At 60.6% G+C, this 25029-nt stretch carries 22 protein-coding genes; 16 read left to right on the top strand and 6 right to left on the bottom strand.

What is annotated here, in order from left to right:
- Positions 1 to 190: 190 nt before the first annotated feature.
- From KTR60_RS06105 to KTR60_RS06065, 9 genes are all read left to right on the top strand, one after another.
- The gene (locus tag KTR60_RS06105) at positions 191 to 1354 is read left to right on the top strand and encodes an aminotransferase class I/II-fold pyridoxal phosphate-dependent enzyme (RefSeq protein WP_230691568.1); all 1164 of its coding nucleotides are present in this window, start codon (positions 191 to 193) and stop codon (positions 1352 to 1354) included.
- Positions 1351 to 2550 (top strand): MFS transporter, encoded by a 1200-nt coding sequence (locus KTR60_RS06100; protein ID WP_007726452.1) that lies wholly within the window; start codon positions 1351 to 1353, stop codon positions 2548 to 2550. The genes KTR60_RS06105 and KTR60_RS06100 overlap by 4 nt, the downstream gene beginning before the upstream one ends.
- Positions 2537 to 4138, top strand: coding sequence for a carboxyl transferase domain-containing protein (locus KTR60_RS06095; protein WP_228401960.1), 1602 nt, complete (start codon positions 2537 to 2539; stop codon positions 4136 to 4138). Before KTR60_RS06100 ends, KTR60_RS06095 begins: the two co-directional genes overlap by 14 nt.
- A 4-nt stretch (positions 4139 to 4142) precedes the next feature.
- Positions 4143 to 6110, top strand: a complete 1968-nt coding sequence (locus KTR60_RS06090) for an acetyl/propionyl/methylcrotonyl-CoA carboxylase subunit alpha (RefSeq protein WP_228401959.1) — start codon at positions 4143 to 4145, stop codon at positions 6108 to 6110.
- Between the two features lie 61 nt (positions 6111 to 6171).
- Positions 6172 to 7002: a sulfurtransferase gene (locus KTR60_RS06085; RefSeq protein ID WP_228401958.1), complete on the top strand. Its 831-nt coding sequence runs from the start codon at positions 6172 to 6174 to the stop codon at positions 7000 to 7002.
- Complete coding sequence (locus KTR60_RS06080; RefSeq protein WP_007726446.1) at positions 6999 to 8303, top strand: NtaA/DmoA family FMN-dependent monooxygenase; 1305 nt, start codon at positions 6999 to 7001, stop codon at positions 8301 to 8303. Before KTR60_RS06085 ends, KTR60_RS06080 begins: the two co-directional genes overlap by 4 nt.
- 14 nt (positions 8304 to 8317) lie before the next feature.
- Entirely contained in the window at positions 8318 to 9928 is a 1611-nt protein-coding gene (locus KTR60_RS06075; protein WP_063892133.1) for an ABC transporter substrate-binding protein, read from the top strand.
- Between the two features lie 59 nt (positions 9929 to 9987).
- Entirely contained in the window at positions 9988 to 10965 is a 978-nt protein-coding gene (locus KTR60_RS06070) for an ABC transporter substrate-binding protein (protein ID WP_007726443.1), read from the top strand.
- A gap of 282 nt (positions 10966 to 11247) precedes the next feature.
- Positions 11248 to 11715 carry a DIP1984 family protein gene (locus KTR60_RS06065; protein ID WP_007726442.1) on the top strand — a complete coding sequence of 156 codons (468 nt, stop codon included), beginning with the start codon at positions 11248 to 11250 and terminating at the stop codon, positions 11713 to 11715.
- Positions 11716 to 11969: 254 nt separating this feature from the next.
- Here the strand turns inward: KTR60_RS06065 and KTR60_RS06060 are convergent, their stop codons facing one another.
- Entirely contained in the window at positions 11970 to 12191 is a 222-nt protein-coding gene (locus KTR60_RS06060) for an RGCVC family protein (protein ID WP_042925672.1), read from the bottom strand.
- A gap of 238 nt (positions 12192 to 12429) precedes the next feature.
- Here KTR60_RS06060 and KTR60_RS06055 point away from each other — a divergent pair, with 238 nt between their 5' ends.
- The 3 genes from KTR60_RS06055 (at position 12430) to KTR60_RS06045 (ending at position 15430) form a co-directional block, all read left to right on the top strand.
- Positions 12430 to 12774, top strand: coding sequence for a nitroreductase/quinone reductase family protein (locus KTR60_RS06055; RefSeq protein WP_037129595.1), 345 nt, complete (start codon positions 12430 to 12432; stop codon positions 12772 to 12774).
- A 234-nt stretch (positions 12775 to 13008) separates the two neighbouring features.
- A complete protein-coding gene (locus KTR60_RS06050) occupies positions 13009 to 13740 on the top strand; it encodes a response regulator transcription factor (RefSeq protein ID WP_039972719.1) in 732 nt (243 codons plus the stop codon).
- A complete protein-coding gene (locus KTR60_RS06045; RefSeq protein WP_039972680.1) occupies positions 13730 to 15430 on the top strand; it encodes a GAF domain-containing protein in 1701 nt (566 codons plus the stop codon). The genes KTR60_RS06050 and KTR60_RS06045 overlap by 11 nt, the downstream gene beginning before the upstream one ends.
- Positions 15431 to 15433: 3 nt before the next feature.
- Here the strand turns inward: KTR60_RS06045 and KTR60_RS06040 are convergent, their stop codons facing one another.
- Positions 15434 to 15814 carry a VOC family protein gene (locus KTR60_RS06040; protein WP_007726436.1) on the bottom strand — a complete coding sequence of 127 codons (381 nt, stop codon included), beginning with the start codon at positions 15812 to 15814 and terminating at the stop codon, positions 15434 to 15436.
- Between the two features lie 199 nt (positions 15815 to 16013).
- Here KTR60_RS06040 and ctaD point away from each other — a divergent pair, with 199 nt between their 5' ends.
- The 3 genes from ctaD to KTR60_RS06025 are packed head-to-tail and all read left to right on the top strand — an operon-like array spanning position 16014 to position 18796.
- A complete protein-coding gene (gene ctaD / locus KTR60_RS06035) occupies positions 16014 to 17756 on the top strand; it encodes a cytochrome c oxidase subunit I (RefSeq protein ID WP_007726434.1) in 1743 nt (580 codons plus the stop codon).
- Positions 17749 to 18000: a hypothetical protein gene (locus KTR60_RS06030; RefSeq protein WP_007726433.1), complete on the top strand. Its 252-nt coding sequence runs from the start codon at positions 17749 to 17751 to the stop codon at positions 17998 to 18000. Before ctaD ends, KTR60_RS06030 begins: the two co-directional genes overlap by 8 nt.
- Complete coding sequence (locus tag KTR60_RS06025; RefSeq protein WP_064114278.1) at positions 17978 to 18796, top strand: universal stress protein; 819 nt, start codon at positions 17978 to 17980, stop codon at positions 18794 to 18796. Before KTR60_RS06030 ends, KTR60_RS06025 begins: the two co-directional genes overlap by 23 nt.
- A gap of 17 nt (positions 18797 to 18813) precedes the next feature.
- Here the strand turns inward: KTR60_RS06025 and KTR60_RS06020 are convergent, their stop codons facing one another.
- The 3 genes from KTR60_RS06020 to KTR60_RS06010 form a co-directional block, all read right to left on the bottom strand.
- Positions 18814 to 19287, bottom strand: coding sequence for an NUDIX hydrolase (locus KTR60_RS06020; protein WP_064114277.1), 474 nt, complete (start codon positions 19285 to 19287; stop codon positions 18814 to 18816).
- A gap of 79 nt (positions 19288 to 19366) precedes the next feature.
- Positions 19367 to 21589, bottom strand: coding sequence for a catalase/peroxidase HPI (gene katG / locus KTR60_RS06015; protein WP_212633930.1), 2223 nt, complete (start codon positions 21587 to 21589; stop codon positions 19367 to 19369).
- A 36-nt stretch (positions 21590 to 21625) separates the two neighbouring features.
- Positions 21626 to 22069 carry a Fur family transcriptional regulator gene (locus KTR60_RS06010; protein WP_037129600.1) on the bottom strand — a complete coding sequence of 148 codons (444 nt, stop codon included), beginning with the start codon at positions 22067 to 22069 and terminating at the stop codon, positions 21626 to 21628.
- A gap of 248 nt (positions 22070 to 22317) precedes the next feature.
- On the opposite strand from KTR60_RS06010, the gene KTR60_RS06005 reads away from it, so the two are divergent.
- Positions 22318 to 22626, top strand: coding sequence for an amphi-Trp domain-containing protein (locus tag KTR60_RS06005; protein ID WP_037129603.1), 309 nt, complete (start codon positions 22318 to 22320; stop codon positions 22624 to 22626).
- A 27-nt stretch (positions 22627 to 22653) separates the two neighbouring features.
- Here KTR60_RS06005 and KTR60_RS06000 read toward each other — a convergent pair whose 3' ends face one another.
- Positions 22654 to 24951 carry a serine/threonine-protein kinase gene (locus KTR60_RS06000; RefSeq protein ID WP_228401957.1) on the bottom strand — a complete coding sequence of 766 codons (2298 nt, stop codon included), beginning with the start codon at positions 24949 to 24951 and terminating at the stop codon, positions 22654 to 22656.
- Positions 24952 to 25029: the final 78 nt, after the last annotated feature.

Genomic DNA, 25029 nt, shown 5'->3' with positions numbered 1-25029 from the left:
GATTCCGTAATGCTTGACATCGAATTGTCTTTCGTTCTCAATGAGCGATGTCAACTGACGATGATGCGTCTCAGTGCATCAACGCAGTAATTCCGCTATCGAATCCAGTGAAGGGACCAGCCGCGAAATGACGGTTGCCGAGAGCTTGAAAGATAGGAATCTGTACTCCAACCTCAGGCGTGCTGCTGATTTGAGCAACCCATTCTGGGATCGCGCAGTCAGTGAGGGTCTGGCCGATATCACCGCCGATCGCGTCGCAGGTTTCGAACACCGGACGATCCAAGGATACGAATTCGAGAACTTCTCCACGTACTCGTATCTGGGGCTCGACACCGACGACCGAATTCGTTCGGGTGCGATCGCCGCTCTCGAGCGCGAACGAACGTTGAACAGTTCCATCTCGCGGATGAGAGTCCACTCCAGCCTTCTCGACGACACAGAGGCCGCGTTGAGCGAACTGCTTGACGCACATGTGCTCACCCTCGGATCCGCCGCAAACGCTGCGTGGAGCTTGCTCCCCCTCGTCGCGTCCGGGTTGCTCACCGGCGGTGAACCTCCCCTCATGGTGTTCGACAAGAACGCACACTTCTGCCTCAATGCCATGAAGGCGAGCGTCGCCGACGAAACGACGATCGTGACCATTCGGCACGACGACGTCGATGAACTCGAAAGTCTTTGCCGAACAAATTCTCAGGTGGCATACGTGGCGGACACCGTCTACAGCACAGGCGGGAAGGCGCCCCTGAACGAACTGTTTGCATTACAGGCCAAATACGGACTGATTCTCGTTCTCGACGAGGCGCACAGCACCTCGGTCATCGGACACAACGGGCGTGGCGCGGTCCTGGATCTCATCGGCAGCCTCAATGATCGAACATTCTTGCTGACATCACTGAACAAGGGATTCGGTGCTTCCGGCGGTGCGATCGCACTCGGCCGGAACGGGGGCAGTCGAAATCGTGATCTCGCACTTCGCTACGGCGGCCCGTTGACGTGGTCGCAGCGTGTGAACGTAGCCGGGCTGGGTGCTATTGCGGCGTCCGTGGAGCTCCACCGCAGCGGAGAGGTCGACAAGCGGCAGCGGCAACTCCGCACGGTTGTCGAACTGTTCGATTCGCTCGTCGACACGCCGGCATCGGGCGATGGACTCCCGATCCGCTTCGTCACGCTCCACGAGGAAGAACAAACCATCACCGCAGCACAGAAACTGCTGGCTAGCGGTTTCTACACATCGGCGGTCTTCTTCCCTGTCATCGGCCGGGGCAAAGCCGGGCTGAGACTGATGCTTCGGGCGGACCTTCCACATGCAACGATCGAGCGCTTCGCCGACGTCCTACGAAGTGTCACGGAATGAGCGACGACCGCACTGTGGCAGTGACACCGCTGGCTTGTGCCGTCGTGTTGACAGCACAAATGGCCACGACCATCTACCTCCCTTCACTGCCGAAGATCGCGACGGATCTGGGCATCGAAGATTCCGTGGTGAAGTGGTCGGTGACACTCTTCGTGATCAGTGCCGCACTTCCGGTGGTCGTGTGGGGGCGGTTGGCAGATCGACTCGGACGCAGGACGGCACTGTTGTCCAGCTTGGTATTGTTCGTGATCGCCTGCATTGCATTGGCTTTGGTCCAGAGCGCCGCCGTACTACTGATCGGCCGGATCGTTCAAGGCATCGGAGCAGGAGGTGCGGCCATCATCGTGCGAATGATGGTGAAGGACAAGTTCACCGGTTCGGAGTTGGCTAGCCGCTTGTCGCTGTTGTCGATGGCATTTGTGGTGGCACTGGGCGGTGGCCAACTGATCGGCGGCGCTCTTGCGTCGTTCACCTCGTGGCGAACCGGCTTCGGCGTGCTCGGAGTACTCGGAGCAGCACTCGCTGCGGTGGCACTGAGGACCGAGAACACCACAGTCCGCGACAACAACGAACGCGTTGTTCGGTGGAATGCCATAGTCCTGACACCCCGGTTCTACAAACCAGCCATTGCGGGGGGCCTGGGTTTCGGCGCGATAGTCCTTGTGCAGCAATCGAGCCCCTTCCTGTTCAGCGATCGATTCGACTTGCAACCGTGGGCATTCGGAGCCTTCGGAATCCTCTACGGAACCGCCTACTTCAGCGGCGCGCTTTACGTCAATCGAAGGGCCACAACCGTCGGTTCAGAGAAGTTGATGCGTCGAGGTGCGCTGTGCATGCTGCTTGCCGGCCTCGTCCTCATGCTCTGCTGGTATCCCCCACTCGGTTCCACGCCGTTGCTCGCGGTCTTCCTGCTCGGATACATCGCATTGACATTTGGGCAATCGCTTCTCTTCCCGAACTCGGCAGCATCAGCAGTGACGCATTTTGCTGAAGGCGGAGCCATCGCCGTCGCGTACTGCGGACTCGTACAGCAGGGAATTGCCGGCTTCGCCTCTGTAGTCGGACCTCTCGCATCCGATGAACGCGTGTGGTCAGCAATCGTCGCACTGATCACTGCAGCAGCGACTGCGCTCGTATTCTCCCTCCGCACAGCTTCCTCCGAACCGACAGTAGGTACGTCCCATGCCCGTCATTGAACGCACCGCACAACTCGACCCCGGTACCCGCGAGCAAAACTTACTGGCATACAAGGAAATTCGCGAGCGAGTTGCGGACGCGCAACACTTGTCCGTTCACGGGGCACCCGAGCAGTCGGTTGCCAAGCACCGGGCTCGCGGCAAATTGCCCGCTCGCGAACGCATCGATGCTCTTCTCGACGTGCAGTCCCCGTTCTTCGAGATCGGACAACTGGCCGGATTCGAGGTGTACGACGAGCAACTCCCGTCGGCTGGTCTGGTCACGGGCGTAGGGCTCATCCGCGGCTCACTCTGCGCCATCTTCGCGAACGACGCCACCGTCAAGGGCGGCACCTACTACCCGCTGACCGTCAAGAAGCAACTGCGATTGCAATCCGTCGCTCGTCGGCTGAGGCTGCCGTGTGTCTATCTCGTCGATTCCGGAGGTGTTTTCCTTCCGATGCAGGACGAGATCTTCCCCGACGAGCACCATTTCGGCGAGATGTTCAAGAACATCGCCGAAATGTCGGCAGACGGCATCGTTCAGATCGCAGCAGTCATGGGTTCCTGCACGGCTGGAGGTGCATACATCCCAGCGATGTGCGACGAGACCGTCATCGTCCGCGGTACCGGCACCGTCTATCTGGGCGGCCCTCAGTTGGTCAAGGCTGCAACCGGTGTCGACGTCGAACCGCAAGAGCTCGGCGGCGCCGACGTGCACGGGGTGATCAGCGGCGTCGTCGATCACATCGCCAACGACGACATCGAGGCTCTGAGCATGATCGCCGACATCGTCGCCCGCGGTGATCGACGGGAGGTACGGGCGCCGTCACGATCTCCGCGACCACCTCTTCACTCCCCCGAGCAGCTCGACACGGTGATCCCGGCTTCCTCGAAAACCCCGATCGTCGCGCGCGACGTTCTGGCCCACCTGCTCGATGCCAGCGAATTAGTCGAGTACCGAGCGAATTACGGCCGAACCATCGTCTGCGGGACCGGCCACATCGAGGGGTACACCGTCGGGGTCATCATGAACGACGGTGTGCTCTTTTCGGAGGACTCCCTCAAGGCCGCGAACTTCGTCGAACTGTGCTCACAACGAGACATCCCATTGTTGTTCCTGCACAACGTCAACGGATTCATGGTCGGGAAGCAGTACGAGGCGGAAGGTATCGCCAAACACGGCGCGAAACTGGTCAATGCCGTTGCCTGCGCCAGGGTTCCCAAGCTCAGCATCGTCATCGGCGGAAGCTACGGGGCGGGAAACCTCGCGATGTGCGGACGCTCGATAGGTCCTGACTTCATGGCCGTGTGGCCGAACGCGAAGACCACCGTGGTCGGTTCCGAGCAAGCAGCGTCGGTGATGGCATTGATGAAGATCGAATCTGCGCGCACACGCGGAACTCCGCTCACGGAAGAGGAAATCGAGGAAATCAAACGGCCGATACGCGAAGGTTACGACCGGCAGGGCGAGTCGGTGTACGTCGCATCCAGGCTATGGGTTGACGCGATCGTCGACCCGGTCGACACGCGATCCTGGGTTTCACTCGCGCTGTCCATGCTTCCCCGCAATCACGGAACAACGCGCTTCGGCGTCTTCAGGATGTGAGAACATGACTCGACTTCTCATCGCCAATCGGGGTGAAATCGTCACGCGCATCGCGCGCACGGCCCGTCGTCTCGGCATGTCGGTAGTGACGATCTCCTCCCCCGTCGATTCACACGCACAGTGGCATCGCCTCGCCGATCACACCGTGCTTCTGGACGGAGACATCCCCTCGGAGTCCTACACCGATTCGGATCAAATCATTGCGGCCGCGCTGGCCGCGGATTGCGATGCCGTGCACCCGGGTTACGGATTCCTCTCCGAAGACTCCGATTTCGCTGAAGCCGTCGTCGCTGCAGGTCTGACATTCGTCGGTCCGGCCGCTGAATCCATCGCTCTACTCGGAGACAAGGCAAGAGCGAAGAAGGCCGCCGCTGACGCCGGCATCCCGACTCTCACCGCGTGGGGCGAGGCAAGCGCCGATCCCGATACCGTCCTCGGTCACGTTCGATCTCTCGACGTGCCGGTGCTGCTGAAACCGGTGTTCGGGGGCGGCGGCAAGGGGATGGTTCGACTACATCCGGGTGATGACGCACGAGAGGTCATCACCTCTGCAATCGGTTTGAACGAAAGGAACTTCGGCCGCGGCGACCTGATGATCGAAACGCTGGTGGAGCGTCCGCGTCACATCGAAGTTCAGGTCCTCTTCGATTCCTTCGGTACAGGAGTTCACTTCTTCACCCGTGAATGCTCCCTACAGCGTCGGAACCAGAAGATCATCGAGCAGGCACCGGCAAGTTCTGTCCCCGAATCGGTCCTGGGAGCCATGCAGCACGACGCTCTGCGACTACTCGGAGGCGTCGGCTACGTGAATGCGGCAACCGTCGAATTTCTGGTTGACGCCGAAAACCGCTACTACTTTCTCGAAGTCAACACGCGCCTACAAGTCGAACACACGGTCACCGAGGAAGTGACCGGCGTCGATCTCGTCGAACTGCAACTCGACATCGCCCTCGGCGCCCGTTTGCCGTTACAGCAGCGCCATATCGCGCTGCGGGGTTTCGCGGTGCAAGCCAGAATCTACGCCGAGGATCCGTCGAACGGGTTTCGGCCCGCACCTTCACATTCCGTGGACATAGCCTGGCCGTCGGGGGTTCGCATCGACAGTGCTTTCGAGGGTGCCGGCAGCATTCCGCCGTTCTACGATCCGATGATCGCAAAGGTCATAGCAAGCGGTCCGACGCGGTCAACCGCACTGGAATCATTGGACCGAGCTTTGGCCGACTCGAGTTACTTCGGTGGAACCTCGAATATCGGTTTCCTCCGACTTCTCTTGGCGACACCGGCTGTGCGCGCGGATGACATTCACACTTCCTTCGTCGACGAGCACCTCACTCGGTTGATCCCGGATTCTGCAGAGCTCCAGGCCACCGCCGCTGCTGTTGCGATGGTGTGGACTTCCGTCGAGGAACAATCGCCGGTCACCGGGTCGTCATGGACCGGCCCCCACGGACTACATCGAGAGACATTGCGCAAGTTGGGATCCGACCCGATCGGACGCGAACTCATTGCCGACGGCCGCGTCGTGCCGACAACCGTCATCTCACAACGAAGCAACCACTGGATTGTCGCCGCCGACGGCCGGAACATTTCGGTGGTCGTCAGGGGTGGAACCGACGAGGTGACACTCAGTCTGGTCGCCGATGATTTGACAACTACCGCTGGGCGCCTCGGAGTCGGCACCGGTACATGGGTGTGCGTTGGTGGCTGGACCGTGAAGGTGGACGAGAAAGTCTATACAGCAAAGGATTCCGATCTCAGCGACGGAGAGATCACATCGAAGATGCCGGGAACCGTGCTGGCAGTGCTGCAGACTGGAACGCGGGTGTCGGAAGGTGATGTCGTCGCGGTCGTAGAAGCAATGAAGATGGAGACTGCCCTTCGTGCTTCCACACCCGGAATCGTCTCGGCGGTGACAGTAACGGTGGGAGATGTCATCGATGCCGGACAAGTGCTGGCAGCCGTGGCGCCATGAGTAAAGATTGCCACGATCTTATCTCTTTCTTGACTGAAGCAATTGTTACACAATATCTTTCATGTCAGAAGCAGGGGGAATCGAGCGTCGCGCAGTAATTGTTTCCGCAACCGAACTCCGCGAACTCATTCGTTCCGATCGGACGCTCGTCGTCGTCAACGTGGTGCGAGACAACAGCGAGGGCGGAGCCGGAATCATTACTGCGCCGCAGTCCATCACATTGTCGATCAACGACTTTCAAAGCCGTGGAGGCGGGACTGACGGGAATCGACCGCTGCCAGACCTCGACGCATTCGGAAGAACACTGAACGATCTGAAAGTATCCGCCGATGCTCACATCGTGGTCTACAGTTCGGACAGCCCCCTGCTTGCGGCCCGCGCGTGGTTCACGCTTCGCTGGGCAGGACGTTCAGTGCGGTACTTGGACGGCGGATCGTCCGGATGGGTTACAGCCCGGAAACGCATATCGACAAACGATTCGATTCCCGTACCACCTTCCACCACTAGCACGACACTCGCCGACGCAGAAGACGCCCTGCGCGCGGCATCGGCCGGCAGATTGCTCGACGCCCGAGGATCGAGCAGTTTCCGCGCCGGCCACATTCCCGGATCTATCTCAGCGCCGGCAACTGACCTACTCGACGACAACGGATTCCTACTTCCCGACCGCGAGTTACGAGAATACTTCCACCAGTTCGGAATAGAGCGTGGTGCCACCGTCGTGTCCTATTGCGGCGGCGGAGTTGCCGCGTCGCACAACGCACTGGCGCTTGCAGCGGTCGGCATCAGCTCCGCGGTCTACGTCGCGTCGTGGTCGGGGTGGAGCGCCGACCCCGAACGACCCGTATCCACTGACATCCATCACACACCAAGGAATCCGGACCAGCGATGACACGACAGATGATCCTCGGCGCCTACATGGTCTTTCCGAGTATGCACAGTGCCGGAATGTGGCGGCATTCGTACTCGGAGAATGCCTTCGAGGACAGAGCGCTCTACGAGCGATACGCGCAAGCAGCGGAACGAGCAAAATTCGACCTGATACTGATACCTGAGCGTGTGCACTACGTCGACGGCCACACCAAATACGGTCTGCTGACCGGCTTTCAACATGATCCGACGCAGTTGGCTGCAGTGGTGGCCGGCGCAACAAATCGTATCGGTCTCGGCGTAACCCTTTCGGCAAGCTTCAACAGCCCGTACAACCTGGCGAGAACTCTGGGCAGCCTCGACATACTCAGCGGTGGGCGCGCGGCCTGGAACATCGTGATGACGGCACCCGGTCCGGCTAACGACAACTTTCCCGAAGTCGATCGGCTTCCGAGAGAAGAACTGTACGAGCGCGGCGACGAAGTTCTCGAAGCAACCACCGCACTCTGGTCGTCGTGGGACGGCGACGCCGTATCTGCCGATCGCGACAGCGGAATCTACGCAGACACAAGCAAGATTCACGCGGCCGACTACAAGGGCAAATACTTGTCGGTGCAGGGTCCACTCACCTTGCCACAATCACCTCAGGGCCGCCCGGTCTTCATCCAGGCAGGTGAATCTGTGAGAGGGCGCGAATTCGGTGGGCGGTGGGCAGATCTGGTCTTTGCGATCGACCCGTTGGAGGAAGATCTTCGAGCGAAGCGCAAGGCAATTCGCGGCTACGCGGAAGAGGCCGGACGCGACCCTGATTCGGTGCGCCTCGTCGCCGCTGTGCAACCGATAGTCGGCGAGACGACGAGCATCGCGAAGGAACGGCAGGAGTACCTGCGATCCTTGATCCATCCGGATGCGGCAATCGAGTGGGTCTCCCACTCCGCAGGACTAGACTTGTCGCAGTTCGATCCGTCCACTCCGATCGCCGAAGTTCTCAACCGCGGTAGTGGCCCCTCGCGTCGATTGGCACGCCTGATCGAATCCCGAAATCTCACCATCGCCGAAACCGCAGAGTTGTTCGCGCGCAATGATCTCACTCCCGAGATTGTCGGCTCGCCGCAAGAAGTGGCGGACGAGTTGACGCACCTCTTCGAATCGGGAGCAGCTGACGGTTTCATCCTGACCGCTACCCACTTCCCCAGGGGGCTCGACGACTTCGCGAGTTCCGTCGTGCCACTTCTGCAAGATCGGGGCGTGTTCCGGCGCGAATACACCGGAACGACCCTGCGGTCCCACATCTTCGACACCACTCGCACTTCCCCACGATGAACGGAACTCAGCCCATGACGACGTCGCGGCTTTCATCCATACCGATCCGAGTCGCCATCCTGGCGTCGACGCTTGCAGTTGCAGCCGGCTGCAGCACTGCAACGCCAGCTGCGAGCGCCGACTCCGAGCCCGTGTCAGGGGGCGATCTGACCTTTGCGATCAATACGTTTCCACCGTGCATCGACAAGACCCTGAACGGTCAAACTGCTACGGCATTCCATCCACTCTACGACAAACTCGTCGACCAGAACCTCGAGACCGGGGAGATCGTGCCTTGGTTGGCGACGTCCTGGGAGGTCCAGAACGACGGTCGACGATTCGTCTTCGCTCTGCGGGACGGCGTGACCTTCAGCAACGGCGAGCGTCTGGATGCGCAGGTTGTCGCGGACAACTTCGAAAGCCAGAAGAGACTGGGAGACAGTGGCTTCGCGACCACTGCGAAGTCACATCTCGCAAACTTCACTGGAGCGGAGGTACTCGACGCTTCCACTGTCGCACTCAATTTCTCGGAACCGTCAGCGGGCTTCCTTCAAGCCGCCCGCTCCGACACGCTCGCCATCATCGCACCGGAATCGTTGAAGAAGACGCCCGAAGAACGCTGCGCCCAGGGCGTTATCGCTTCCGGCCCGTTCGTACAGAAAGAACTGGAGACCAACGCGAAGGTCGTACTCGCTCGTCGGGACGGGTACCACTGGGGATCCTCACTCAACAAGAACAAGGGAGAGGCCTATCTGGATTCGATCACCTTTTTGGTGGTCCCCGAATCCTCGGTGCGAATCGGCGGTTTGACGTCAGGACAACTGGACGCCGCGATCGACATTCCGAGCACAGACGTCGACCGGGCAGAAGGCGCCGGACTCACTGTCATCCCGTCCCTTGCTGCCGGCATCAACGACTCGCTCTTGCTCAACCCCACGTTCGCGCCGGTACTTGCGGACCTGAACGTGCGGCGTGCTTTGGTGAAGGGCATCGATACCCAGCAGATCATCGACACCACCTACACACCGAGTGACGAGAAAGCGCGAAGCATCTTGTCGGTGAAAGCGCCCGGCTACACCGATCTGTCGTCCGAGTACACCTATGACCCGTCGGGTGCGAAGTCACTGCTGGACGCCAGTGGATGGACAGTCGGCGGTGACGGATTCCGAACCAAGGACGGTGAGAAACTGACCGTCGAATTGGCCTACCGCAACCACCTCCCCCAATCGCAGTTCGAACTGATCCAATCTCAGCTGCGCGATATCGGAGTTGCAGTGAACTTGCAACCTCGCTCGACTGCCGAGGACAACGCCGCGAGAACCGACGGCACATGGGAATCGATCTACTTCCAGAGCTTGCGCGCCGACGGTGACGTACTGCTGGTGTTCAGTCCCACTCTCGGCTCGACCAAAGGCATCGCCTCGACTCCGGAGCTGAATGCATTGCTGGTCAAACAATCTCAGACCGTAGACGTCGATGCGAGAAACGGAGTGTTGAAGGAGATTCAGGAACTGATTGCAGATCAGGCACTGGCGATCCCGTTGCACGCCTCTTCGCTGATCTACGCGACGACTTCCGCGGTTCACGACCTGCGCATCCAAGCCGATCTCTACTCGGTGGACTTCGTGGATGCGTGGAAGAGCTAGCCCACACTTCGTGATCTCGACAACCTGCTTCGACAAGCCCTCTTCCCGGAAGGAACCCGATGTTCACCCGTCCTCGCACCGCAACGCTTCTGATCTCTACCCTGGCCACAGTTACTCTCCTGGGTACCGCTTGCGGAAGCCCAGATGAAGAATCGACCGGGCAACACTCCGGTGCAACAACATCCAGTATCAACTTGTCGGCCGAGCAGAACCGCATCAGCACCGACAAGGTTGATTCGATCGCAGCGAAGGTCCCTCAGGAGTTCCGCGACCGGGGCACGATCCGAATCACCGGCAACGCTGGAACCGCTCCACCGTTGCGCTTCTATGCCGACGACGACAAGACTGTCATCGGTTCCGAGACCGACTTCGCGTATTTGATTGCAGAGGTGCTCGGGCTGAAAATCGACCTTCAGGTCGCGGATTGGGCGCAGAATTCGGTGCGGATCGATTCGGGAGACGCAGATGCGTTCATCTCCAACGTGACGGTCACCGAAGAGCGCAAAGAGAAATACGACTTCGCGACGTACCGCCTCGACACTCTCGCGTTCGAGGTCAGAAAGGACAGGAATCTCTCACTCGAGAAGCCGGAAGACATCGCCGGACTGAAGATCGGAGTCGGCGCTGCCACCAATCAGGAGGCTTTGCTGGTGAAGTGGAATGAGGACAACCTCGCAGCTGGGCGTGCTCCCGCTGAAATCACCGTGTACCAGAAGACCACTGACTACTACCTGCCGCTGTCTTCCGGTCGAATCGACGCTTACTTCGGCCCCAACCCGTCATCGCAGTTTCACGCTGCACAGACTGGCGAGAACGAAGTGATCGGTCAGTTCTCCGGAGCCGGTGAGGCCGCGTTGGGCCAGATCGGTGTACTGGTCAAGAAAGACAACGGCTTGGTACAACCGATCAGCGAGGCGATAGATCATCTCATCGAAAACGGCACATACGAGCAAGTTCTCGAGCGATGGAAGATCACCAACGAGGCAGTCGACAAGTCGCTGGTCAATCCCCCTGGCCTCCCGAAGACGAACAAATAGGAAAGGCGCACTCTAACTCGTCGCGGGGCGACTATTTCAGTCTGAACCGCGAGATCGACGGCGGACCATCGTATGCCTCGCCCGCCCCGTCGACCCGAGACCGTGCGCAGCGTGCTCCACCGGCTGCATCGCTTCATCGAAGGACACGCAGCACCAGCTGTCTCCAAGGTGATTCGAATGCTGAACTGGGAAGAACGCAGCAAGACAATGGAATCCGACCCAGGTTGTCAACCGAGTGCTAGCTTGGAGTTCCCGATTCAGGTCAGAGCAGGAGCTTCATCCATGAAACTGGCAGAGGCACTGGCGCTACGCAGTGACACCACTCGCAAGGTTGCGCACTTGCGCGAGCGGATCGTCGACAATGCACGCCACCAGGAGGGAGAAGTTCCCGCCGAAGACGCCGCCGTCCTTCTCGAAGAGCTGACGTCAACTCTGAGCGAACTCGAATGGTTGATGCGCGCGATCAATCGAACCAATGCGCAGGCGATCCTCGGAAACGGCACTGTCACAGATGCACTCGCCCATCGAGATGTGCTGCGTCTGAGACACTCTGCAGTCAATGCCGCTGCGGACGCCGCGTCGGGGCGCGAAGAGCGAGGTTACGGTCGTCAACTCCGATCAGAATTGGTCTATGTCGCGGCAGTCCCCGTCACCGAACTTCGGGCAATCGCGGACGACCTCGCCCGCGAGATTCGCGAGGTCGATACACAGATTCAACGAACGAATTGGGAGGTGGATCTGATCGAGTAAGCACGGCAGCGTTGGAGCAGGTAGTCGTTCGGCGAAGCGAGCACACACCGCGACCGGCGGTCTATCCGGTCACCTCTGAGCGCGGCGGGCAGCGCACCTACACATTGCAGCCCTGCACGTCGTACAGGTAAAAGTGCACTACGCACACATCACCACCACGTGCTGATCGTCGATAGACGAGGGCGGGTTCGGGGCATCCAGCACTGTCGGCGACTACAGGTCGGTGCGTCTCCGATTGGGATGCAGGATGCACCTCAGTAGCGCGAATAGTGCTGCATCTCCTCGCGATCTGCAGCGCAGATGCACTTTCGATCGAGACCGCGGTCGGCAGTCACTGCGCAGAAGCGAACCCCGAGCGGATCGTGGGATTTCATACTGTGCTGACACGCCGGGCAGATCGACGGTGTTTTCTGATCCTCGTCAGTCGACTCGGATTGCCCTCGTGCATTCGACACATCGGACGGGTTCGACGCCATACCGGCGCTCCAGTTCTCGGCCGTTCGACCACAGACCGGGTTGGCGTCGAGGACGACATGGCTTGACCGCGCATATTCGAATGACCCTCGACGTACCCCACGCTACTCGCTTCGGCACACCGGTTTGTACCAATTTCTGCCCACGCGACAATCCCGGTCGAGCAGGATAGAACTACTGCACGCACCATTTCCGTGCAGGATTCGAATTCGTGCAGCATTCGTCGTGAAAGGGCTTCTCGTGAACACTTTCCAACGTGTATCCGCCGCCGTGAACGTAGTGGTCCAACCACTGATCGGCGCTCCGATCGTAGGCAAACTACTGGGCCGTTCCATGACCGTCATCACCTACGTCGGACGCAAGTCCGGTCGCACCTTCAGCGCGCCCGTGTCCTACAAACGAAAAGGCGACCATGTAACGATCGGCGTTGCCATGCCGGACAAGAAGAGTTGGTGGCGCAATTTCTACCCGGAACAAGGTCCGATCGTTCTCCAACTGGACGGTATCGATCGCCCCGGCGAGGCACTCGCACACCGAAAAGGCAAGGGTGTCTACGTCTCCGTCGAACTCGCTCCCGTCGACTGAGCGGATCGAACAGCCACCGGTGCAATCACATTCAGCTCACACCCACCGCCTCACGAGATCTGGGTGATTCAGATCTCGTGACGGTCGGGACCTTTGACTCTGTGCAATCGAGACTCGGTCTCGCACCCTTCGACGCGGGTTTTTTGTCGACCATCGGTCGGACAACCCGATCCTGTCGGGACATTACCGTCCGGTAACATCGACGGCAGGCGTGAGCTGGAAGAGGTGACCACCGTGACGATCGGCATCTATCTGGTCGACGACCACGAGATCGTCCGTCGTGGATTGGCAGACCTGTTGAATCAGGTATCGGGATTCAACGTTGTTGGCGAGGCGTCGTGTGTTCGCGAAGCCTCGGCCGGAATACCCGAATGCCGACCCGACGTGGTTGTCATGGACGTCAGACTTCCCGACGGTAACGGTGTGGAACTGTGCCGAGAACTGGCGTCGACCTACCCGAGCGCCGCCACTTTGATGCTCACGTCGTACTCCGACGACGACGCACTGCTCGACGCCCTGATCGCCGGCGCACGAGGATTCGTCCTCAAGAACATCCGCGGCCACGACCTGGTGTCGGCGATCCGCACGGTTGCTACCGGCAAGTCGCTGTTGAACACCCAGGCGGTGATCGGTTTGGTCCGGCGCATCCGGTCCGAACAGGAGTCGGGTACTGCGGCAGCCCTGTTGACCGATCAGGAGCTCTTGATCTTCGAGTTGATCGGCAAGGGACTGAGCAATCGAGAGATCAGCTCGCACGCAGAACTCTCGGAGAAAACAGTCAAGAACTACGTCTCACGCATCCTCGAGAAACTGGGTCTCGAACGTCGAACGCAGGCCGCAGTTCTGGCGACAAAGCTTCGTGCGGGCACTTCGCACCCGGATCCTTCGGGCCAGGCGACCACTCACCTGCTGACGCCATCCGGCTCGCCCTTCTCCGCCACCACGGGCACGCACCATGCCAGGTAGCCGCGACGCGCTCATGCTCAGCCTTTTCGGCGACATCGCCGGAAGCGCAGAGCTGACTGCTCTCAACCCGACTGCAATTCCCAAACTGCTCAGTGCCGTGTTGACCGTCGGGTCCACACTCCAGCTCGACGAAACCCTGCAACAGATAGTCGACGTCGCGCGACATCTCCTCGAAGCGGACTACGGCGCGCTCGGCGTGAAATCCCCCGACGGACGCTTGTCCCGATTCATCCACTCCGGTATGACTCAGGGGCAGGTTGCCAAGATCGGGCATCTTCCCGAAGGTCACGGCCTGCTGGGCCTGGTCGTTCGAGAACCGTGCCCGGTTCGAACCGACCGAATCTCCTCGCATCCGTCCTCGGCAGGGTTTCCGACCAATCATCCGCCGATGGACACGTTTCTCGGTGTTCCGATCTTCGTCAGGGGCGAGGTGTTCGGCAGCATCTACCTCGCGGACAGCTCGGAACGGACTGCATTCGACGACCGCGACGAGGCTGTACTCCAGATTCTGGCAAATGCTGCGAGCATCGCCATCGACAATGCGCGTCTGTTCGAGGAATCCCGGACGCGAGAAGCCTGGCTCAAGGCCGTCGCCGCCGTCAATGCACGTCTGCTCAGCGGCGGATCCCGCGACGAGACGCTATCGGAACTGGTTCGGACGACGCGGCACCTCACGGATGGAAATCTTGTGTGCGTCGTTCGCTACGACCTCGGCAGAGAGCCGGTAGTCCACGTCGCCGATGCTGCTGATTCCCAGCCTGTCCCCGCGACCGGATCAGCCGTCGATCTGTCCGGGACCGTGATCGACGACGCTGCGCGGAGCCGGCGGCCGATCTCTGCACCACATGGCAGTTCCGTTCCGGCACTGAATGTTTCCGGCGACGAATCAGTGGTCGCACTCCCCCTCTCCGGGACCTCGTTCGGCGGCGGTGTTCTCTTCGCGTCACGCCGCAGCAACCGCCCGTGGGGAGTGGACGAGATCGAGCAACTGACGGCGATGGCAGACATCGCTTCTGTCACTGTCGAATTCGCAGAACAGCAACGGAAAGAAAGACTGGTCGACGTCCTCGAAGATCGCGACCGAATCGCGCGGGATCTCCATGACCACGTCATCCAACAGCTGTTCGCCACCGGGTTGAGTTTGCAGGGGGTGCTGCAACGTCCAGGCGACGAGGACACCGTTCGAACCGTATTGGACACCTCTGTCGATCAACTCGATCGAACAGTCCGTGAAATCCGCACCGCAGTCTTCGACCTCCATACGAGCGAGATGTCTACTCCCACAAGCCTGCGGCGGCGACTACTCGATGCCGTCAACGGTCTGTCCGGCCACTCGTCGATCACTCCCAGCGTCACTTTCGAGGGAACCATCGACAGTTCCGTCCCGTCTCGACTTGCCCCGCACGCCGAAGCCGTTGTGCGCGAGGGCTTGAGCAACGCTCTGCGGCATGCACATGCCGATGCCATCGACGTCACCATCCGGGCCACCGAGGAGCTTGTCATCAGCATCGTCGACGACGGTGTGGGAATCGACCAGGCAACCAGAATCCACGGTCTCGACAACCTGGCGACCCGCGCTCGTCAGTGCGGAGGCTCGAGCAACATCACCAGCGAGAACGGTGTCACCGAACTGGTGTGGCGTGTTCCGCTGAGCCCCAGGCGAAGTCCGTTGCCGATCCAGCATCGTTGAGCGTCAGAGCGGATCCAGTTGGGCCTTGAGCAGGCAGAACTCGTTACCTTCCGGATCGGCCAGGACATGCCATTGTTCGTGCCCTGTCTGGCCGATGTCGGCCGGCCGCGCACCAAGACTCAACAGGCGTTCCAGTTCGGCCTCCTGATCGCGATCGGTGGCGTTGACGTCGATATGCAGGCGGGGCTTACCCTTCTCCGGTTCGTCTCTGCGACTGAGGATGATCGTCGGCTGCGGACCGCCGAACCCTTCGCGTGGGCCGATCTCCAACGAACCGTCGTCCATTCGATCGAGCACGACGAAGTCGAGGACCTCGCACCAGAACCGGCCCAGCACCTCGGGTTCCCGGCAACCGAGCACCAGTTCACTGATACGACATGCCATGACCATCTCGCTTTCTTTCGGCTCGTGAAGACAACTCTCTCGACCGTACCGGACCACGTGATCTACGCCATGCCTCTGTTCCGATCCTAGGGACCTTTTCCCCTCGTCCGAGTTCCCGGTCGCCACGATCATTGCGTTATGTTCCACAGTCCCAGGCATTCTCGGTCTTTCGTCACGTCGATGTGCGTAGGCGGCCGTCGTGGTTGATCTCGCGCCCCGGCCGGTCGGTGAGGTCGATTCCCCCGCCGATGCAATTCCCCGAACCGCTCCGAAGGGTTCGAAACTGGTCGAGATCCTCAGGACCACCGATCACAAGATGATCGGTCTGATGTACATCGTGACATCGTTTGCCTTCTTCTTGATCGGCGGACTGATGGCACTACTCATGCGCATGGAATTGACCGTTCCGGGAATGCAATTCCTGTCCAACGAGCAGTACAACCAGTTGTTCACCATGCACGGCACGATCATGCTCCTGCTGTACGCGACCCCGGTGTTCTTCGGATTCGCCAACTACCTCATGCCACTGCAGATCGGGTCGCCGGACGTGTGTTTCCCGCGACTCAACGCCTTCAGCTACTGGCTCTATCTCTTCGGCGGCCTGATCGCGTCCGCCGGATTCGTAACACCTGGTGGTGCGGCAGATTTCGGCTGGACCGCCTACGTACCGCTCACCAGCGAACTCCACTCCCCCGGCATGGGCGCCGACCTGTGGATCATCGGTCTCGCTCTCGGCGGCGTCGGCACCATCCTCGGCGCAGTCAACATCGTTTCGACGATCGTCTGCCTGCGCGCCCCGGGTATGACGATGTTCCGCATGCCGATCTTCACGTGGAATGCGCTGGTCGCCAGCATGCTGATCCTCCTCGTTTTTCCGCTGCTCGCTGCTGCCTTGATCGGACTGTGGGTGGACCGGCACCTGGGAGCGCACCTGTTCGACCCCGCCACCGGTGGAGTCATGTTGTGGCAGCACCTGTTCTGGTTCTTCGGCCATCCCGAGGTCTACATTCTGGCGCTGCCGTTCTTCGGCATAGTCTCGGAGATCTTCCCCGTCTTCAGCCGCAAGCCGATCTTCGGATACACCGGATTGGTCTACGCAACATTGGGAATTGCTGCACTGTCGATCGCTGTGTGGGCGCACCACATGTACGCAACCGGCGCCGTTCTCCTCCCCTACTTCTCGTTCATGACCTTCCTGATCGCAGTTCCCACCGGAGTCAAGTTCTTCAACTGGATCGGCACCATGTGGAAGGGGCAGTTGACTTTCGAATCGCCCATGCTGTTCTCCGTCGGCTTCCTGGTCACATTCCTGTTCGGCGGACTCTCCGGCGTCATCCTTGCCAGCCCGCCCTTGGACTTTCATGTCACCGACTCGTACTTTGTTGTCGCGCATTTCCATTACGTCCTCTTCGGGACAATCGCGTTCGCGACATACGCCGGAATCTACTTCTGGTTCCCGAAAATGACCGGCCGGATGTTGGACGAGAAGCTCGCCAAGATCCATTTCTGGTTGACCCTGATCGGCTTTCACGCAACATTTCTCGTCCAGCATTGGCTCGGCGCCCAGGGCATGCCTCGGCGGTACGCGGACTACCTGCCATCGGACAATTTCACTCTTCTCAACACGATCTCGACCATCGGCGCGTTTGTGCTCGGAGCCTCGACGATTCCGTTCATCTGGAACGTTTTCAAGAGCTACCGGTACGGCCGAATTGTGACCGTCGACGATCCTTGGGGCTTCGGAAACTCGCTCGAATGGGCGACGTCCTGCCCACCACCGCGACACAACTTCACCGAACTTCCCCGAATCCGCAGTGAGCGGCCGGCATTCGAACTGCACTACCCCCACATGGTCGAAAGAATGCGCGACGAGGCGCATGTCGGACTGCTTGGTCACAAGTCGGTTTCCGACGTGAGAACTGAGGTGAAACAACATGAATGACGGCACGAAGTACCGAGCCTGGGCAGAAAAGCAGCACCACGAATGCCGAGCGAAACCCGGCCATCTCCTCGCCCCGTTGCTCGTGCTCATGTTCGCTGTCACGACGCTCGTGTGGTTGCCCCTGACGACTGCCGCGTGCTCGATAGTCGTCGCAGGATTGCTGTTCGGCACTGTCCTGCAAGCTAGTTCGCATTCAACAGACACAGCCCGAGGAGTTCACGATGAAGCCCGAACTATCGACTGATCTCATCACCTCGGAGTGGTCCGCGGACGGAGCGGTGGTCGTGTGCATCGACGGATCCCCGGTGCGCCCCGACGTGATCACGTGGGCGGCTGAGTTCGCACATCGCCACGGTCTCTGGATGCGAATCGTTTTCGTAGCTCCGAGCGCCGATCTGAACACCTCGGCATCGCCGACCGGCCTGTTCATGGAGGCCATTCAGATCGCCGAGTCGGTGTCGCCAGATCTTCGGATCCGGACCGATCTGATCTCCGGGGAGAACACCGCAATCCTCACCGCGTTGACGTCCGAGGCCGCCTTGATCGTCGCAACACAGGACGATCCCGCCGCACCTGGACCGACATGTTCGTTCGCAAGAGTCGGAACACCGCGTGAAAGCAGCGCTGCGGCAGCCTTGCCGGTTGTCGTCGGTTTGGACGGAAGCGCCTACAGCGAAAGCGCTCTGGCCATCGCATTCAAGGAAGCAGAGGCAGCGAACACCGAACTGGTCGTCGTGCACGCAGCGCCGCCAGAGGCCGAGCTGCGTCGAGACTTCGCATCCGGGCACTCGCCCCAGCACTCGACGCCGCTGACGTGGCAACTGTCGGGTTGGGCCACGCTCTACCCTGGCGTCGCGATCCGTCAGATCGAGTTCGACGGCCCCTCGGTTGCCATTCTTGAACAACTCTCCACCGAGGCACGGCTTCTCGTCGTGGGCCGGCGCGGACGAGGTTCGTTCGACGACACCGCTCTCGGCACCACGAGCAGTGCGATGATTCGAAAAGCACACTGCCCGGTCATCGTTGCCAGCGAAGCCTGAATCAGATCCTCACCCGGTCAGAAGCCGTAACTGTGGATGGGTGCGAGCTGACCGGAGTGATGGGCTTCGATTACGAAACGCTCGTGGTCGACCAACTTCTCCGGAAGTTCGTCAACCGGCCACCACCGCAGATCTGCAGATTTCAACGGCTCCATCCGGCGTGGTTCACCCGACCACGTGCGGCATTCGTAGAAGAAGTCCACTCGATGATCCACCGGTTCGCTCCCGTCCGCGTGGCGGCGATGCAACACGGTCAGCGGCTTCAGTTCCGAGGAAAGCAACTCGACACCAAGTTCTTCCGCAGCCTCCCGAACGGCAGCGTCGATCGCCGACTCCCCCAGTTCGACGTGCCCCGCAGCAGCGTGAGCCCAGTATCCGTCCATGAATCCCGTGCCCTCGCGCAATTGCAGCAGCACCTCGCGCCGTTGTACCGGGTTGCTTCGACAGAACAGCACGTACACCGCTGGTACCAGCGCAAATTGATCGGCCACACGACCACGCTATCGTGCGCGTGAAATGACGGCGCCCCGCGAGAACAAGCTCGCGGGGCGTCGTCGACGATCTGCTGGATCAGTTCACGTCGAACCGGTCGAGGTCCATCACCTTGGTCCAGGCTGCGGCGAAGTCCTCGGCGAACTTCTGCTTGGCGTCTGCACTGGCGTACACCTCGGCGAGTGCACGCAGTTGCGAATTCGATCCGAAAACGAGATCGACCGCAGTTGCCGTGTACTTCGGATCGCCCGTCACGCGATCAACACCGTCGTAGACGTTTTCGTCCGTCTTCGACGGCTTCCACTCGGTACCCATGTCGAGAAGGTTGACGAAGAAATCGTTGGTCAACGTCTCGGGACGATCGGTGAACACGCCGTGACGGGTATTGCCGAAGTTCGCGTTCAGCGCGCGAAGTCCGCCGACCATCACTGTCACCTCGGGCGGGGTCAGCGACAGCATGTACGCGCGGTCGACCAACAGAATCTCTGCCGGAATCTTCTCGCCTCCCTTGAGGTAGTTCCGGAATCCGTCGGCCCGGGGTTCGAGTACCTCGAACGAGTCGACGTCTGTCTGCTCCTGCGTTGCGTCCGTACGTCCCGGAGTGAACGAGACCGTGATGTCCTGTCCGGCGTTCTTCGCAGCCTGTTCGACGGCCGCTGTACCACCCAGAACGATCAGGTCGGCGAGAGAAACCTTTGCTCCACCAGCCTGGTTGAAGTCCTGCTGAACCCGCTCGAGAGTCTGAAGCACCGAGGAGAGAGCTGCGGGCTCGTTGACTTCCCAATTCTTCTGCGGCTCCAGTCGGATTCGCGCACCGTTGGCGCCGCCGCGCATGTCCGTGCTGCGGAAGCTCGCGGCAGACGCCCACGCCGTCGATACCAACTGCGAAATGGACAGCCCGGAGTCGAGAAGTCGACTCTTGAGGATCGCGATGTCTGCGTCCCCGATCAGTTGATCATCGGCCGAGGGAACCGGGTCCTGCCACAGCTGCGGCTCGGGAACCCAAGGTCCCAGGTAGCGCGTGACCGGTCCCATGTCACGGTGAAGGAGCTTGTACCAAGCCTTGGCGAACTCTTCGGCGAATTCTTCCGGATGATCGAGCCAGCGCCGGGTGATCTTCTCGTATGTCGGATCCAGGCGTAGGGACAGGTCGGTCGTCAGCATCGTCGGGGTGCGTCCGGCCGACGAATCGAACGGATCCGGGATGGTGCCCGCCCCCGCGCCGTCCTTCGGAATCCACTGCCACGCACCCGCCGGACTCTTGGTCAGCTCCCAGTCGTAGCCGTACAGAATCTCCAAGAAGGTGTTGTCCCACTTCGTCGGAGTGGGAGTCCACACGACTTCGAGACCACTGGTGATCGCGTCCTTACCCACACCCGTGCCGAAGGCACTCTTCCAGCCCAGTCCCTGCTGCTCGATGGGAGCACCTTCCGGTTCCGGTCCGACGAGGTCGGCCGGTCCGGCTCCGTGCGTCTTGCCGAAGGTGTGACCGCCGGCGATCAGCGCAGCTGTCTCCACGTCGTTCATCGCCATGCGGGCGAACGTTTCACGGATGTCGCGGGCGGCCGCTACCGGATCCGGTTGCCCGTTGGGTCCTTCGGGATTGACGTAGATCAGGCCCATCTGCACGGCTCCGAGCGGTCCGGACAGCTCACGGTCTCCGCTGTAACGCTCGTCGCCGAGCCAGGTGTCCTCGGGACCCCAGTAGATCTCCTCGGGCTCCCAGATGTCTTCTCGGCCGAATCCGAAGCCGAAGGTCTTGAACCCCATCGACTCCAGGGCGCAGTTGCCCGCGAACACCAGCAGGTCGGCCCAGGAAACCTGCTTTCCGTACTTCTGCTTCACGGGCCAAAGCAGGCGCCGGGCCTTGTCGAGGCTGGCGTTGTCCGGCCAACTGTTGAGCGGGGCGAAACGCTGAGCACCTTGGCCGCCACCGCCGCGGCCGTCTGCAATGCGATAGGTGCCGGCAGCATGCCAGCTCATACGCACGAAGAGTCCGCCGTAGTGCCCGTAGTCGGCCGGCCACCAATCCTGCGACGCCGTCATCAACGCGATGACGTCGCGCTTTAGCGCCTCGACATCGAGCTTGGCGAATTCCTGGGCGTAATCGAAGTCGGCACCCATCGGATTCGACTTCGACGAATGTGAATGCAAGACAGAGAGATCCGGCTGATTCGGCCACCAGTCGCTGTTTGTTCTCGGACGATTCCCGGTAGGCGTCGGAGACGGGATTGCGGGGTTTTCACTTTCGCTGGTGCTCTCGGTGTTTCCGTCGTGAGCAACCGGGCAACTATCGGACACGGTAATCCCTCCATGAGCGAGTAGAACGGACTTCGATCACGTTTGTGATCGCAAACTCTGAGTTGTCGAGCAGTCGGGACACAGGCCCCAGTAAATGACCTCGGCTTCGTCGAGAACGAAACCGTTGTGCGCCGACGGCGTCAAACACGGTGCCTCTCCGACTGCGCAGTCGACATCTGCAACGACCCCACAGGACCGGCAGACGACGTGATGATGGTTGTCGCCGACGCGTGACTCGTACAGCGCCACCGATCCGGACGGTTGGATCCGCCGTATCAGCCCGGCGTCGGTGAGAGCGTGCAACACGTCGTAGACCGCCTGCCGCGACACCCCCGGCAGAACAGCCCGCACAGCATCGAAGACAGTCTCGGTGGCTGCGTGTGGGCGTGCATGCACAACCTCGAGCACCGTGACTCTGGGACGAGTCACGCGAAGCTCAGCGTTACGCAGTTGGGCTGCATAATCCGGCGTCGAAGGCACCTTTCCACTATTGCGCAATCTTCTGGACTGAACCCAGACTTTCGCGAAAATCATCGCTGACAGGGCCCTCCCGACCGATTCGTCCGTGCTGGAAGTGAGCCGGATTCCTCGCTCTTTCTGGCGTCCCCACACCGCCTTCAGGTTTGTTGTGCGTCGACGCGTCCTGCTGTGTGGTTCCACAAACTCCGACAATCTCCCCGTCGTCCAACTACCGTGAAAGGGAGAATCCGCCGAGGTCAGGAGTGCTCGTGCCCAAACTGGAGATCAAGAGGAAGTCAGAACTCTCACGGCAGGAAGTCGCCGACCGACTCATCGCCCTCGGCCAAGCCCTCGCCAGTGGATCGGAAGTGGAGCTGGGGTCGGGTGGGGACTCGATCGAAATCAGTGTTCCGGAACAGGTTCGGTGGGAACTCGAGATCGAAGTCGACGGCAACGAAGTCGAGATAGAAATCGAGATTCACTGGCGCGACGACCCTCAGGAAGAATCGGAAGAGAAGTCTCCGCCTCGCACCAAAGCAGTTCGTCGCAGCCGACCACGCAAGAGCACTTCCACATAGGCCGACTCGAATACGGTTGTTCGGCACTTACGGAGATGCCGACACCTCGAGAGACACGACGCGCAGCAGTGCTCGGAGGTCACTTTCGATCCGTCGAAACAGTTGATACACAACGATGAATCCGGCGATACCGCCCAAACACAGCGCACGGACTGTTGCGTTGAGTTCCTCACCGGCACCCGAACCGACAAAACTGAGCCCCGCGATTCCCACCAGTGGAACCGACGCCGCGACTGCGAGGTAACGCGTGCTGCTCCGACCCAACGAGCGAATATCGCGTCCGTCGTCGCTTCGTAACTCGCCGTGTGACAACAAGATCGGATACAGACATCGAACCGAGTAGTACGTCAGGATGAAGAACGGATACGCGACTGCGACGGCGCCGCACACCGCCAGCGACGACATCAGGTGCACGTAGGCTCGCTGCGGAATTCCGCCGGCGGCAATCTGCAATGCGACCGGATATGCGATACCGGCCAGAACCCACAGACCGAATGCGATCACGACCGCGCGATGTCCGACGTTCAGCGTCGCAGTACGCGCTTTGTTCAAGACCTCCGCGCTGTACGTCTGACCGTTGCGCAGTCCGTGAGGCACGGTGAGTGCAAGCCGACACCAATACAGGATCGCTGCGGCACCGAGAGAGAACGCAGCCACCCCGATGACCAGATGAACCTGCTCGAGATGCTGCTGAGCCTGCGGCGAGAGACCCGAGATGATCAGCATCTTGTTGTAGTAGTAGTTGTAGCCCGCCGCAAGAAGATTCGGAATTCCGATCGCGGCAAGCACTATCGGCAGCGCCCACTTCCACAGCGTCGAACGTGGACTCCCTTCCGGTGGGTCCACCAGATTGCGAGCAGACCGGTCCAGACACAGTGCGAACTGACGAGCCAACTTTCGGCCGCCAGACCACCTTCCGTCTCTCTCCGGCGAGAGAGACTTGACCAGAACTCGGCGCAGCGCCGGCGGACAGTCGTCCGGTAGCCGTGCCTCGGCTGCGGGATCCACCCCGCGCCGGCGGGCCTCGAGCGCCTTCTTGGGCGACGGTGGGCTCTCCCCCGTACCGTCGTCCGTGAAAGGCCTACTCCCGGTGAGGAGTTCCCACAGCATCACGCCCAGTGCATAGATGTCGCTACGGGTGTCGAGTGTGCCAGGCGCCCCCACCGCACAGGCCTCCAATTGCTCCGGAGACATGTAGGCAAGCGAGCCTCCGACAAAACATGCAGCGTCCTCGGTCGAGACCTCCTCGCTCGAGCTGACGTTGAAGTCGGCGAGCTTGGGGATGCCTTCGACGCTGAGGAGGACATTCGCCGGCTTGATGTCCCGATGTAATACGCCGTGCTCACGCGCATACTCGAGGGCATCGGCCAGTCGCATCCCCATCCAGGCCACGGTCTCCGGCCACGACATCGCAGCGATCTCGCTCCTCAGGCTCGTCTCGCTGGGCTTCATCTCTCCCTTCTTCGCCAGGGTCTTGTCGATGGCGTCGAGAAGTAGTTGTCCGGACCGCTGCGCCTGCGGTGTCACGCGGACAAGTTTGACCACGTCGAGCAGGGTCCCACCCGGCACGTATTCCATGAAAAGGACTCGCAGTGCGCGTTCCTCGAGCAGCCGTTGATCGAAGACCCGGACGATGTTGGGATGGTCGAGCTGGGCGAGAGTCTGTGGCTCGACTCCGACGTTGCGCGAGATTTTCAACGCAACCCACCGCTGCATCGAGAGTTGCCGAGCGAGGAACACGCGGGCGAATGCGCCGTGCCCGAGTTCCAACACCAGTTCGAAATCGTCCAGGTGCTGCCCGATTTCGAACTCGTCGAAACCCGAGAGCCCCAACATCATCACGTCTTCGCGACCGGCCATCGAATCACGGTCGAACATCTGCTCGAAACTCTCTGCCTGCAAGGGAAACTCGCTGAGGTACTCGGCTGCTGCGACGTCCTCCCCACCCTGCTTCCGCAGCCGGAACTCCTCGTACAGGAGCTCGGCCGGTAATGGTTCTTCGAGTAATTCGGGATACTCGGCACAGTAATCCGTGAGCCGTTTCGGGTAATCATTTTTCAGCCAGCGGTACTCCATGTCGATTCCGACCAGTTCGATCAGCGCCGCCCGACGAATCTTGGCTGGATCAGGCAGATAGTCGCTCAGGTCGGACGGGGTTCGTCCCTCCTCCCAATCCGCCACAAGGCGGCCGAGGCCGTCTGCACCGTTCTGGCCGTCACGCACCACCGGCAGCGTTGAAGGGCGCAACTCGGTGACGGTGCCCCGTTCGGTCAGGGGCCCGCTCGCGATTGTCGCGTCACTGGCCTGCGCACCACGTTCATTCATGACACTTCTGTTCCGCACCTCGATCACAATGAATCGGAGTGACTCACTTCAGCGTAACCCCGGTGGTACTCCAGACCC

It is taken from the genome of Rhodococcus sp. C1 (assembly GCF_020809065.1).
Lineage (GTDB): Bacteria > Actinomycetota > Actinomycetes > Mycobacteriales > Mycobacteriaceae > Rhodococcus_F > Rhodococcus_F qingshengii.
The sequence above is the reverse complement of the archived record's forward strand: the minus strand, read 5'-3'. Positions and strand labels throughout refer to the sequence as shown.

Coding starts and splice junctions, on each gene's coding strand:
- KTR60_RS06025 (WP_064114278.1), top strand. CDS start 17,978: ATGAAGCCCGAACTATCGACTGATCTCATCACCTCGGAGTGGTCCGCG.
- KTR60_RS06060 (WP_042925672.1), bottom strand. CDS start 12,191: ATGGCGTCGAACCCGTCCGATGTGTCGAATGCACGAGGGCAATCCGAG.
- KTR60_RS06085 (WP_228401958.1), top strand. CDS start 6,172: ATGTCAGAAGCAGGGGGAATCGAGCGTCGCGCAGTAATTGTTTCCGCA.
- KTR60_RS06080 (WP_007726446.1), top strand. CDS start 6,999: ATGACACGACAGATGATCCTCGGCGCCTACATGGTCTTTCCGAGTATG.
- KTR60_RS06045 (WP_039972680.1), top strand. CDS start 13,730: ATGCCAGGTAGCCGCGACGCGCTCATGCTCAGCCTTTTCGGCGACATC.
- KTR60_RS06100 (WP_007726452.1), top strand. CDS start 1,351: ATGAGCGACGACCGCACTGTGGCAGTGACACCGCTGGCTTGTGCCGTC.
- KTR60_RS06075 (WP_063892133.1), top strand. CDS start 8,318: ATGACGACGTCGCGGCTTTCATCCATACCGATCCGAGTCGCCATCCTG.
- KTR60_RS06030 (WP_007726433.1), top strand. CDS start 17,749: ATGAATGACGGCACGAAGTACCGAGCCTGGGCAGAAAAGCAGCACCAC.
- KTR60_RS06040 (WP_007726436.1), bottom strand. CDS start 15,814: ATGGCATGTCGTATCAGTGAACTGGTGCTCGGTTGCCGGGAACCCGAG.
- KTR60_RS06000 (WP_228401957.1), bottom strand. CDS start 24,951: ATGAATGAACGTGGTGCGCAGGCCAGTGACGCGACAATCGCGAGCGGG.
- KTR60_RS06090 (WP_228401959.1), top strand. CDS start 4,143: ATGACTCGACTTCTCATCGCCAATCGGGGTGAAATCGTCACGCGCATC.
- KTR60_RS06095 (WP_228401960.1), top strand. CDS start 2,537: ATGCCCGTCATTGAACGCACCGCACAACTCGACCCCGGTACCCGCGAG.
- KTR60_RS06070 (WP_007726443.1), top strand. CDS start 9,988: ATGTTCACCCGTCCTCGCACCGCAACGCTTCTGATCTCTACCCTGGCC.
- KTR60_RS06065 (WP_007726442.1), top strand. CDS start 11,248: ATGAAACTGGCAGAGGCACTGGCGCTACGCAGTGACACCACTCGCAAG.